Source organism: Glutamicibacter sp. GQ173, from assembly GCF_059759215.1.
Genome location: NZ_JCAXDT010000006.1, coordinates 182,614 through 194,841, shown reverse-complemented (window position 1 = coordinate 194,841; position 12,228 = coordinate 182,614). Strand labels below are relative to the sequence as shown.

Here is a 12,228-nt window from a genome sequence, read left to right as displayed (position 1 = left end):
TGCGATGTTTCCATGGACATTTCGGCGAAGCCACGACGCATTCTGGCGGTTGATGCAGCACGCCTTGTGGCCATCTTGGGGATGTTCGCGGCGCACATTTTCCCGCTCTATGAATACCGCGGCCCAGGTGCCTACTCCCCTACATTTACCGGGGCTGCAGCCTCTGGGCGGGCCTCTGTTCTATTCATGGTTTTGGCCGGATTATCGCTGACGCTCATGACTGGTTCCCTGGCTCGCAGGGGCTTTTCCCACCCTAAGATTTACTCAGTCCTTGCCTTGAGAGCATTAATTATTGCCGTGCTCGGAATGGTAATTGGGACGATAAATGAAGGCATCGCAGTCATTCTTGTCCACTATGGACTACTATTTCTGTTGCTTCCGCTGGTCCTCAAGCTTCCGAGAACAACCATTTGGGTAGTCTCAGTGCTCTGGCTGGTCTTCGCGCCACTGTTCTGGCGCCCCTTGGCTGCAGGCTCATTGGGGCAATCCCTCGGCCACAATCCGAGCTTTGGCGACCTGCTGTCCCCGGGGCCGTTGTTCCAGGATCTCACCGTTACCGGCTACTACCCGCTTCTGGTTTGGTTTGGATACGGGCTCCTGGGTGTCGCACTGGGACATTGCGATTTGGGGAGCCAAAAGACAGCCGCAGTGCTCACCGTGTCCGGCGGTGCCATCGCAGCGATCAGCTACATCGTCGGCCGCGTTATGAGCCTGGGTTTCACCGGCCAAATTTCGGCGGCTTCCGGAGCGCTTCCGTCTCTTGTCCCAACGCTCATTACTACCGGTCGGTTGCCGGGGACAGCACTGGACCCATATTTGGCCAGTGTCGAGTACCTGTGGCTTCCAACTGGGCACAGCAACGCCTTGCTTGCCACCGTGCATTCGGCGAGCTGCGCTGTTGCAGTGCTTGGAGTCCTACTGCTTCTCGTGCCCCGCCTTGGCGTGCTCGGCCGGGTACTTGCTGGCGCTGGACGCGCTCCGCTCACCTTGTATGCCGGACATCTGGTTCTGCTCCCGCTGCTCGATGACATCCTGGAGCCTTCAGCCATCTGGTGGATCTTGTGCGCGGCTACTGCCTGCTGCGGTATCTGGCTGGGATTCACCAGGGCTTCTGGGCCCTTGGAATTATGCGTGCGGGTTCTCAGCGGAGCCGATGGCCAGCCAACGCCAAAAGCAGGGCCCGGTCCGAGGTTCTGATCTGCCTTGGTTCCAGCTTGACCTTGCTGGCAGCGCACAGAGAAGATCCGCTGCCGGTCCCTGCCGGGAGCCAGTCCCGGCCGAAACCTGCAACGGATCAGATCATCCTTGTTTTCATGCGTCCTGTTTGAAAGCCGCATCGAAGGAAGTCGACGAAGCGGGGAAATCCAGCCTCTTCAACGCCGCCAGCGCCTCGGGCGCGCCGTAGAGCCGATCCATGCCAGCGTCTTCCCATTCGATGGAAATCGGGCCTTCATAACCGATCGCGGCCAGGGCCCTGAATGCATCTTCCCAAGGCACGTCCCCACGGCCGGCCGAGACAAAATCCCATCCCCTGCGCGGGTCGCCCCATGGCAGGTGCGAGCCCAGGCCGCCATTGCGGCCGTTGCCCATCCGCATGCGGGTGTCCTTGCAATCAACGTGGTAGATCTTCTCGGCGAAGTCCGAAATGAAACCCACCGTGTCGATGCCCTGCCACACCATGTGGCTCGGGTCCCAGTTCAGCCCAAAAGCCTCGCGGTGCCCGATGGCCTCAAGGGTCTTGACCGTCGACCAGTAATCATAGGCAATCTCCGATGGATGGACTTCATGTGCAAAGCGCACACCGCATTCGTCAAAAACATCCAGGATCGGGTTCCAGCGGTCAGCAAAGTCCTGGTAGCCAGCGTCGATGACCTCTGCCGGCACTGGCGGGAACATGGCGACATACTGCCAAATCGAGGACCCGGTAAAACCGACGACGGTTTCAACGCCTAGGCGCTTGGCCAGCCGTGCGGTGTTCTTCATTTCCTCGGCAGCCCGCTGGCGCACGCCCTCGGGGTCTCCATCTCCCCAGACCCTGTCTCCTACAATGGCCTGATGGCGGAAGTCGATCGGGTTGTCGCACACTGCCTGTCCCTTGAGGTGGTTGGAGATGGCCCAGACCTTCAAACCAAATTTTTCCAGGATCCCCAGGCGCTCGGCGATGTAGTCGTCATCATCCCACCGCCACGCGTCAAGATGCTCACCGGAGACCGCGATCTCCAGGCCGTCATATCCCCAACCTGCTGCCAGACGTGCCACCTCCTCTAGGGGCAAGTCGGCCCATTGGCCGGTAAATAGGGTGAAATCGCGTGCCATCCGTTGGCTCCTTTTCGTTTGGTTCCCTCGTGCTGCCTTGGGTGTTCCTTATGCTGTGGTGGTCCACGTGCTGTTGCTGGCTGCGCTGCGCTGGACCGCGTCCAGGACGCACTGCACTTGATGCCCGTCGTCGAATGACGGCTCTGGCTGCTGGCCAGCCCCGATGGCATCAATGAAATCCTTGGCCTGGTGCACAAATCCGTGCTCATACCCCAGCGTATGTCCGGTGGGCCACCAGGCAGAGATGTAGGGGTGCTCCGGCTCCGTCACCATGATTTGCGTAAATCCTTGGCGGGTGGACGTTGCCGTTGCATCGTAGTAGCCCAGCGAATTGTAGTTCTCCAGGTCAAAGGAAATTGCCCCCTTGGATCCCGAGACCTCAATGCGCAATGAATTCTTGCGCCCGGTGGCCATGCGGGTCGCCTCGAATGTGCCGAGAATTCCCCCATCAAATCGAGCCGTGAACGCTGCAGCGTCATCCACGCTCACCGGACCCAGCTGCGTGGGTGCATCGAGCAACGGGCGTTCGTTGACAAAGGTCTGAAGCAGGCCGCTCACTCCAACAATCTTCTGGCCGGTGATGAATTGGGAGAGATCCACGGCATGGGCTCCGATGTCACCCAGTGCGCCGGTGCCGGCGTGCTCCTTTTGCAGCCGCCAAGTCAACGGCGAACGCTCATCGTGCAGCCAATCCTGCAGATAGGCGGCGCGCACCTGGCGCACCTGCCCGATCGCTCCGCTGGCCACCAGGTCGCGGGCAAAGGTTGCAGCGGGCACCCTGCGGTAGGTAAATCCGACCATCGCCTGGACACCCTTGTCCGCGTTGCGGGCTGCGGCAGCCATGGCTTCGGCTTCTTCAAGGGTGTTGGCCAAAGGCTTTTCGCACAGCACGTGCTTGCCGGCGGCCAGGGCGGCAATGGCTATTTCTGCATGCGAATTCCCCGGCGTGACGATGTCGACTACGTCAATGTCTTCGCGTTCTATGGCGGTGCGCCAGTCGGTTGACGTTTCAGACCAGCCCCATTTTTCCGCAGCAGCGTCGACGCCGGCGGCGTTGCGGCCAACCAGCAGCGTCATTTCTGGTTGAAACGGAAGATCAAAAAACCTTGGCGCGACTCGCCATCCTTGTGAATGCGCAGCACCCATGAATCCATGCCCGATGAGGGCAATTTTCAAGGCTGGTTTTTGGTTGGGCATGTGTTTCCTCCTGCTGTGGATCTTCATGGGATCGCGTTCGGGGCGGCTGAACCGTGCAAGGCAAGCCACCCCGAAACGCCTTGTGCTCGGTTTAGGAGCTGAACGCCGTCGGCAGGTACTGGTCGACGTTGTCCGAGGTGACAACCGGTGCATTCAAAACGATGCGCTTGGGCACCTCAACTTCGACCAGGTCGCTCATGGCCTTGTTCTGCGCGATCAGTCGTGCCAGGCGAACACCGTCCGCCGCCTGGGTGGATGGGTAGAGAACCGTGGCTTCCAGCACCGATTCACCGCCCTTGATCAGATCCATGGCGTTTTTGGAACCAGCGCCACCGACCATGAAGAATTCATCGCGGCCAGCGCTGTCGATGGCCGCGAGCACGCCATGGCCCTGGTCATCGTCGTGGTTCCAGATGGCATCAATCTTTGGCGCGGCCGCGAGCAGCTGCGAAGCGGCCGCTTCGCCGCCGGCGACGGTGAAGTCAGCTGGCACGCGGTTGTCGACATCCAGGCCACAGGTCTTCAACGCGTCGGCGAAGCCCTCGCTGCGGTCTTGAGTCAGCGGCAGGGAATCGACGCCCGGGATTTCCGCAACAACTGCATCGGGCTTGTCGCCAAGACGCTCGCAGATGTATTCGCCGGCGCTACGGCCCATGCCGTAGTTATCGCCCAGAATGGTGGTGCGGGCGGCGGCAGGACTGGAGAACTCGCGGTCCACATTGATGACTGGAATTCCCGCGTCCATGGCCTTGGTCGCCACGGCGGTCAGCGCAGCGCCGTCGGTAGGCAGCAGAACGATCGCGTCTACCTTGTCATTGATGAACTGCTCAACTTGGCTGATCTGCAAGTTGGCATCGTTGGTGCCTTCGGCAACTCGCAAGTCGACATCCTCCAGCGAATCGCCTTGTGCAATGGCGGCCGAGTTGATTGCGCCGAGCCAGCCGTGGTCGGCAGCCGGGCCCGAGAAGCCGATGACCACTTCGTCGCCCGCCGCGGCGTTGCCTTCGCTTGAGGCATTCGAGGGCTGGGCGCTACCGCCACCGGAATCCGACGAGCAGCCGGTGATCAGTGCGCCGACCGCTAGAAGGGCACCGGTAGTGATGAGCATTTTCCGTCCGGAAGGAACTGCAAGCATGTCTATCTCCTCAGTGAGTTAGGTGCAGCGCCGCCGCGTGCAAACCGAACTGTTCGGGCACCAGCGTGCGTGACTATTGTCACAATAACAGAAGTTCGGGGAAAATCGACGAACTTCTACCGATCGCCGACATAATGTGTTAGATTCATCACATGATGCAAGATGAAAATCCACGTCCGCTCCTCGAAGTGCGCGGGCTCACGAAGCAATTCGGAGCCGTTCAAGCGCTCAAGGGCGTTGACTTGTCCGTGCTCCCTGGTGAGGTCCATTGCGTCATGGGACAAAATGGCGCCGGCAAATCCACCTTGATCAAAACCCTCTCCGGCGTGCACCAGCCGGACGACGGCGAAATTTTCTGGGAAGGAGAAAAGGTCGGCATCTCCTCCCCCACGGCTGCGCTGGGGCTCGGCATCGCCACCATGTACCAGGAACTCGATGTGGTCGATGGCCTGAGCATTGCCGAAAACATCTTCTTGGGCCACGAGCAGGCCACCGGAGGGGTTCTGCATGTGAAAAAGGCCAATGCCGTCGCGCGAACCCTTCTGCGCCGGCTGGGCCACGGCAGCCTCTCACCATCACGCGAGGTCGGAACGCTCTCGGCCGCTAACAAGCAAATTGTCAGCATGGCCCGGGCACTCTCCCGCGACACCAAGCTGATCATCATGGATGAGCCAAGCGCGATCCTCGACGCAGGAGAGGTGCAGAACCTGTTCCGCGTGGTCCGGGAATTGACGTCCCAAGGCATCGCCGTCGTCTACATTTCCCACCGTCTGGAAGAGATCCGCGAGATCGGCGACCGTATCTCCGTGATCAAGGATGGGCAAAGCACCGCCAATAACCTGGACGTGGCAGACACGCCCAAGGCCGAGCTCATCCGGAGGATGACCGGACGCGATGTCGCCAACGTCTTCCCTGAACGGACCGCCATCCCGGCCGATGCCCCAGTGGTTCTCGATGTCGCCGAACTGCAGCTGGCAGGCCACTTCGAAAAGCTCAGCTTCAGCGTGCGCGCCGGAGAAATCCTCGGCTTTGCAGGACTTGTCGGCTCTCAGCGCTCGGAAATCGTAGAAACCATCTACGGTGCCCGGAAGGCCACCGGCGGGCAGGTCCGCGTGAAGGGAAAGAAGCTGACCGCCGGTTCGGTGACCTCCGCGGTGGACGCCGGCATCGGCCTGTCCCCCGAGGAGCGAAAGAGCCAGGGCCTGATCCTGGACGAGCCGATCTACAAGAACGTCACGCTCTCCACCTTCGAGCGCTTCGCGCGCACCGGATTGCTGGACGAATCGGCAGAGCGGCGCGCAGCCCGGGAGCAAATTGATGCCCTGGAACTCCGCCCCGCCGATCCGCAGCGACCGGCGAGAACCCTTTCCGGCGGAAATCAACAAAAGATCCTGCTGGCCCGCTGGCTGGTACACGGTACGACGGTGCTGCTGCTCGATGAGCCTACTCGTGGCGTCGACGTGGGAGCTCGTGCAGAAATCTATATGCTGATCCGCCGCTTGGCAGATGCCGGGACCGCCATCATCATCATTTCCAGCGAGATCGAAGAAGTCCTCGGCCTCTCCGACAATGTCCTGGTCATTGACGATGGACAGGTCCTCGCCCAGAAAACAGCAACTGAAATTGACGAGCACGGTGTGCTCGACCTAGTCATGAAGGGAAGTGCCGCGTGAGCAAGCAGAAGACCCAAGCTGCCGAGCAACTTGAACAGACCTCGGCCCAGAAGCCAATCGACCACCTCTCCACAACCGGCCGCTCCGGTGGCGTGCTGCAGAACCTGATGCACGGGCCAGCAGGGCGGAGCCTCGGCTTGGTTGTCGCCTTGGTCGTGCTGGTCCTGATCGGCCTGGTCACCAGCGGTGATCGTTTCACGTCTTCGGAGAACATGCTTGTCATCCTGCGGCACGCCTCGATCATCGGCGTGTTGAGCATCGGCGTCACCTTTGTCATCACCGCTGGCGGCATCGATTTGTCGGTCGGATCCGTCTTGGGGCTGACCTCTGTGGTCGGCAGCTTGACGGCGGTCCAGGCTGCCGCGTCCGAGTCCACCTGGCTGCTGATGGTTGTCGTTTCGCTGCTCGTGGGCGCCGTGGCCGGCCTGATCAACGGCGTCATCATCGCCTACGGCAACGTGGTGGCGTTCATTGCCACCCTGGCCACGCTGGTGGCAGCCCGCGGGCTGGCCGAAATCATCTCGGAACGCCGGACCCTGCTGGTAACCAATACCGGCTTCACCAAGTTCATGCGCGCCGACTTCCTGGGAGTGCCGGTACTCGTGTGGATCTTCGCCTTGGCCGCGGCCGCCGGGTGGTTCTTGCTGAACCGGACCACCTTCGGACGCCGCACGGTAGCCATCGGCGGAAACCTTGAGGCATCGCGCCTGGCCGGTATCAAGGTCAAGCGGCACATCGTCTCGCTTTACGTACTGGTCGGCGTCGCCGCAGGCATTGCCGGGCTGATGATGATGGGACGCACGACCTCCGGGACCTCGACCCACGGCTACCTCTACGAGCTGGACGCAATTGCCGCGGTCGTTGTCGGCGGAACGCTGCTGGTCGGCGGCCGAGGCACCATCATGGGCACCGTTCTCGGCGTCCTGATCTTCAGCACCCTGACCAACGTGTTCACCCAGAACAACATGGACACCTCGGTCCAGGCACTGGCCAAGGGCGCGATCATCGTGCTGGCCGTCCTGCTGCAGCAGCGCTTCGCCTCCGGCAAAATGCGCAAGGCCAAAAAGCAACCTCTCAAGGCCTAGGAGCCACGCGTGGATCTCGATGTTGGCCTGGCGCTGGTCGAGCAGCGGCTGCACCGATTTTTCATGGAATCGAAACTTCGTGCAGCCGCTCAGGGGCCAAGCTACCTGCAACTGTGGGAAGCGCTCGAACGCACCTCGCGTGGAGGCTCCCGCTCCCGTCCACGCCTAGTGCTCCTTGCCTATTCCGGCCTCGGTGGCACATCTGCCACCGAGGCGACCGGGGTGGCAGCCGCCTTCGAGCTGCTGCATAACGCCCTGCTGGTCCACGATGACGTCATCGACCGGGACCTGCTGCGCCGTGGCTCGCCCAATGTCGCGGCCACCTACAGGAACGCAGCCCTGCAACGAGGTGCCAGCCCCGCCGCGGCCGACCATGCCGGGGCCTGCGCTGCAATCCTCGCCGGCGATCTTGCCCTGGCCGGCGTCTACCAGGTGATCCGGTCCTTGCCGGTCTCCGAGGCCCTCCACCGCGAGCTGCACTGCGTTGTGGACCAGGCTATTTTCGCTTCGGTGGGAGGCGAGTTATTCGATATCGAATCCAGCCTCGGCCAGGACATGCCGCCGCTGGAAGAAATCCTGAACACTGCGCGCCACAAGACGTCCGCCTATTCTTTCGAAGCCCCGCTGCACGCCGGAGCGATACTGGCTGGCGCCCCTGAACAGGCGAGATCCGCGCTGGCATCTTTTGGCCGTTTTGCCGGCATCGCCTATCAGATTGCCGACGATGTACTGGGCGTCTTCGGCGAGCAAAGCCAAACCGGCAAATCCCGCTGGGGTGATCTGCGCGAAGGCAAGCGGACCATCCTGCTCTCCTACGCTGCGACCCAGCCACAGTGGGACAGCGTCGCCGGGCTCATTGGCACACCGCAAATGACTGCATCTGAAGCAGAAAAAATCCGCGCCATGCTTATTGCCTGCGGCGCCAAGGACTACGCCATCGCCTCAGCGGTTCAGCATGCCGAAAAAGCGCTGGGCTGCTTGGCCATTGACGAAATTCCCGATCGCCTGCGAGAGCGCCTGGGCAGCCTGCTCATGGCATCAGTCAATCGCGTCCACCTGTCCGCAACTGCAGTCTGAACCGCCGAGAGCACGAGCGTATTTATCGCTTTGGTGCAGATACGATGGTTGTGGGAGCAGGCGCAAAGGTCCTGCCAAGAAGGGACCATCCGGACGTGGAAAGCAATTCGAGGAAACCTGCGAGTGCCCGTGCAAGCGGTGCTGGGCTCGGCAGCAATCGCGACACTACCCGGCAGCATAATCTCTCCACTGTCTTGACACTGGTGCACTGCTCCGCGGGAATCTCCCGTGCTGAACTGACTCGGGTCACCGGCCTGAACCGCTCGACCATCGCCGCGCTCGTTGGCGAATTGGCGCAGCTGGGATTGGTTCTTGAAAACGAACCGGATCAACGCCAGCAGCACGGCCGCCCTTCCATCATGATCAGCCCCGGCCCCGGTGTGCTCGCCTTGGCCGTGAATCCGGATCTGGACGCCGTGAATGTCGCCTTGGTGGCCCTGGGCGGACGCATCGTGAACCCGGTGCGCTTCCACACTGTTGCGCCCCCATCCACCGCCGAAGTAGTAAATATCGTTTCGGCAATCTACACAGGCATGGCCACGTCCTTGCCCGAGAATCGTCGAGTAGTCGGCGTCGGTGTTGCCGTGCCCGGTCTGGTGGATCCGGCCGACGGAACCGTTATCGAAGCCCCGCAGCTGGGGTGGCAAGAAGAGCCCTTGGCCGCGCAGCTGTCTGCTGCGCTCAACTTGCCCGTCTCATGCGCCAATGACGCGATTGTCGGGGCACGCGCGCAAGCAGCCTTTGGCGCCGGCCGCGACGTCTCGGATTTTGTATACCTCTATGGCGGCGCCAGCGGCATCGCGGGCGGCATCCTCAGCGGCGGCCAGTTGCTGCAGGGGGCTACTGGTTTTGCCGGCCAGATCGGCCACCTGCTGGTACGCACCGATGGCGCCAATTGTTCGTGCGGTTCTGCAGGCTGCCTGGAAGCAGAAGTGACCCGCGAGGAACTTCTGCGCGCGACCGGGGTTCCATCCGGACAAGCCGAAGATCTCGAATCCACGGTTCTTGGGCTCTTTGAATCGGGCAACGCCCCGGAAGCGCTGCTTGAAATTCTCCAAAGGCAATCCCGCCTCCTGGCCGTAGCGCTGCGGGCCCTGGTGCATCAGCTGAATCCATCGGTGTTTGTGCTCGGTGGTTTCCTGCGCATCTTGGCCAGGACGATGCCCGCGCTGCTCGAAGACGCCGTCCGTGTCGGCGGGGCACGTTCAGCGCGGGAACAAGTTGCCATCGAGCTGGCTCCATTGGGTGAAGATCCGGTTTTGGTCGGAGCGGCCGAGCTGGCGTTCACCGAGCTGCTGGCTGATCCAGCCCGCGTGCTTGGCACGGCATCACCGGCGCCCATCGATTCCTGAACTGCCGGCGCAGGACTAAAAACTCGCAGGCTGTATTGCACAGGCCAAAAAGGCGGTTGGCCCATTCCCCTCAGGGAACGGTCCAACCGCCTTTTTGCCTGGATCAGCCAATTTGCTTCTAGTTGCTGGCCGCTTCCAGAACCACTTCGGCGGTACCGGTGAGCGGCTTCGAGCCGCCGTCGCCCTGGTCCGTGTACGTGGCATTGAATACTGCAGAAAGATCATCTACTGCAGGGTCGTGGCCCTCTGGCACCGTGGTGACGAAGGAGCCGGTGCAGCCCTTGGTGGTGGTCTGCGGATGTCCGTGGGTATGGTGGCCCAGGATGTAGCTCACTTCCACCAGCGAGCAATCAACTGGCTGGTCATCGGTAACCTTGACTTCATAGCTGACGGTATCGCCAAATTGGAAGGCCTGGCCCGAAACCGGGGTGATGAACTCGATGACCGGCTGCTGGTTGCCCACTTCAATTTCTACTTCAGCTGAAGAATGGCGCCCGCGATGCTTGCCACCGAAGTCGGTTACGGTCAGCGTGGCAGTGTACTTGCCGTCTTCCTGGTAGGTGTAGGCCGGGGATGCCTCGGTGGAATCCACAACGCCATCGGAATCGAAGTCCCAGGCGTACCGCAGCTTGTCATTGTCAGCGTCGGCGGTGCCTTCGCTGGAGAATTCAACAGTCAGCGGCGAAGTGCCAACAGTAGGAGTTCCCGAGGCAACTGCGACGGGACTGTGGTTGCCGCCCTCACCGATATAGTCGATGCGCGCGACCTGGGCATCTTCGTTTTCGCCGAAGTAGCCGTCGCCGTATTCGAGGATATACAGTGCACCGTTCGGACCGAATTCCATATCGATCGGATTGTCGGTCACAATCGAGGAAATCACGTTCTCGATGGAAACTAGTGAACCATCTTCAACCGTCATGCCCTTGATGTAGTCGCGGGTCCATTCGTAGAAGAGCGCTTTGCCATCGAAATAGGATGGCCAGGCCACCGGGCGTGCTCCACGGGTTGCTTCTGCGTTGAATTCATAAGCTGGCCCTGCCATGGGGCCGATGCCTCCGGTGCCAAGTTCTGGGAACTGCTCCGACTGGCCGTAGGTGTACCAGACATCTGCAGTGGCCACGGGTGGCAGCTGAGTCAGGCCGGTATTGTTCGGTGACTCATTCACCGGTGCAGCGCAGTTGAACTTCTCGCCGGAAACACCGGTGACAAAGTCATAGTCGTTGTACGGGAGGCTTTCGGTGGCGCAGTATGGCCATCCATAGTTCGCTGGTTCCGTGGCGATGAGCCACTTGCCGGTTCCAGCAGGTCCCCGGTCAGGGTTTGCGCTTCTGGCATCGGGCGAATAGTCGCCAACGTAAAGCTCTCCGGTGCTCTGATTGACATCGATGCGGAATGGGTTGCGCAGACCCATCAGGTAAATCTCTGGGCGCGTTCCGTCGGTGCCTTCTTCGAACAGGTTGCCGTCCGGGATGGTGTAGCCGCCGCCATCCTTCGGGGTGATCCGCAAGACCTTGCCGCGCAAGTCGTTGGTGTTTGCCGCAGTGCGCTGGGCGTCGTATCCCGGATTGGACTCGGGGTTCTCGTCGATCGGCGAGTACCCGCCGGACACGAATGGATTGGTGTCGTCTCCGGTTGAGAGATACAAGTCTCCCTTCGCGTCGAAGACGATATCGCCGCCAACGTGGCAGCACAGGCCGCGGGTTGCCGAAACATCGATGATCTGCTGCTCGGTGTCCAGATCGATTGACTTTCCATCAAATTGGAATCGTGACAACCGGTTGACGCCGTTGAAGGGTTCAAAGTCGGCTGCGGTGCCGCTGACCGGGGCATCGCCCTCGTTGATATCGGCGGTTTCAGGATCGTCGACTGGGGTGTTCATCGGCGGCGCGTAGTACAGATAAACCCAGTTGTTGCCATCGGTGCCGAACTTGGGGTCCAAGGCGATGCTCTGCAATCCCTCTTCGTCGTGGCGGTATACGTCCACTTCGGCTGCCAAGGAGTTGACGCCGCTGGTGGCATCATTGAGCCACACTTCGCCACTGCGGGTGGTGTGCAGAACACTCCCATCGGGCAGGACTGCGAGATCCATCGGCTCGCCGGGACTGTCATTGAGCGTTACCTTCTGGAAGGCCGAGTCCGCTGGCACAACCGGCACCGGGGCCTTGGGCTGGGCAGAAGCCGGCACGCCGGCTAGGGCCGAGGCAAGCACAGCTGCTGTAGCAAGCCCGGCGCTCGCGCGCAGCATATGTCGTTTGGAAAAGTGCGCGGAAACCACGCCGTGCGGAGCTCTGTCCGCGTTCCCTGTTCGGTTGACTTTCATGGTTCACTTCCTTGTCGCCATTGATTCGGAGCTGGTCGAATCGGGTCAATTGGAACGTTAGTGGCTTGTCTCA

Annotated in this window: 9 protein-coding genes; 5 read left to right on the top strand and 4 right to left on the bottom strand. The window is 61.2% G+C overall.

Translation table 11 applies throughout. The annotated features are described in order from the left end of the window. The first annotated feature begins 12 nt into the window (after positions 1-12). Positions 13-1,197: a heparan-alpha-glucosaminide N-acetyltransferase domain-containing protein gene (locus AC6CHO_RS11530; RefSeq protein WP_498215109.1), complete on the top strand. Its 1,185-nt coding sequence runs from the start codon at positions 13-15 to the stop codon at positions 1,195-1,197. Positions 1,198-1,311: 114 nt separating this feature from the next. Here the strand turns inward: AC6CHO_RS11530 and AC6CHO_RS11525 are convergent, their stop codons facing one another. From AC6CHO_RS11525 to AC6CHO_RS11515, 3 genes are all read right to left on the bottom strand, one after another. After that, complete coding sequence (locus tag AC6CHO_RS11525) at positions 1,312-2,316, bottom strand: sugar phosphate isomerase/epimerase family protein (RefSeq protein WP_444660400.1); 1,005 nt, start codon at positions 2,314-2,316, stop codon at positions 1,312-1,314. Positions 2,317-2,364: 48 nt separating this feature from the next. After that, complete coding sequence (locus AC6CHO_RS11520) at positions 2,365-3,513, bottom strand: Gfo/Idh/MocA family protein (RefSeq protein ID WP_498215108.1); 1,149 nt, start codon at positions 3,511-3,513, stop codon at positions 2,365-2,367. Positions 3,514-3,604: 91 nt separating this feature from the next. After that, on the bottom strand, positions 3,605-4,648 hold the full coding sequence (locus AC6CHO_RS11515) for a substrate-binding domain-containing protein (protein WP_498215107.1): 1,044 nt from the start codon (positions 4,646-4,648) through the stop codon (positions 3,605-3,607). A gap of 152 nt (positions 4,649-4,800) precedes the next feature. On the opposite strand from AC6CHO_RS11515, the gene AC6CHO_RS11510 reads away from it, so the two are divergent. The 4 genes from AC6CHO_RS11510 to AC6CHO_RS11495 all read left to right on the top strand — a co-directional run bounded on the left by AC6CHO_RS11510 (position 4,801) and on the right by AC6CHO_RS11495 (position 9,835). Next, the gene (locus AC6CHO_RS11510) at positions 4,801-6,321 is read left to right on the top strand and encodes a sugar ABC transporter ATP-binding protein (protein ID WP_498215106.1); all 1,521 of its coding nucleotides are present in this window, start codon (positions 4,801-4,803) and stop codon (positions 6,319-6,321) included. After that, on the top strand, positions 6,318-7,406 hold the full coding sequence (locus tag AC6CHO_RS11505) for an ABC transporter permease (protein WP_498215105.1): 1,089 nt from the start codon (positions 6,318-6,320) through the stop codon (positions 7,404-7,406). Before AC6CHO_RS11510 ends, AC6CHO_RS11505 begins: the two co-directional genes overlap by 4 nt. Positions 7,407-7,415: 9 nt before the next feature. Beyond that, the gene (locus AC6CHO_RS11500) at positions 7,416-8,483 is read left to right on the top strand and encodes a polyprenyl synthetase family protein (protein WP_498215104.1); all 1,068 of its coding nucleotides are present in this window, start codon (positions 7,416-7,418) and stop codon (positions 8,481-8,483) included. Positions 8,484-8,686: 203 nt separating this feature from the next. Next, a complete protein-coding gene (locus AC6CHO_RS11495) occupies positions 8,687-9,835 on the top strand; it encodes an ROK family protein (protein ID WP_498215165.1) in 1,149 nt (382 codons plus the stop codon). A 118-nt stretch (positions 9,836-9,953) separates the two neighbouring features. Here the strand turns inward: AC6CHO_RS11495 and AC6CHO_RS11490 are convergent, their stop codons facing one another. Further along, positions 9,954-12,155, bottom strand: a complete 2,202-nt coding sequence (locus tag AC6CHO_RS11490) for a PQQ-dependent sugar dehydrogenase (RefSeq protein WP_498215103.1) — start codon at positions 12,153-12,155, stop codon at positions 9,954-9,956. Positions 12,156-12,228 lie beyond the last annotated feature (73 nt).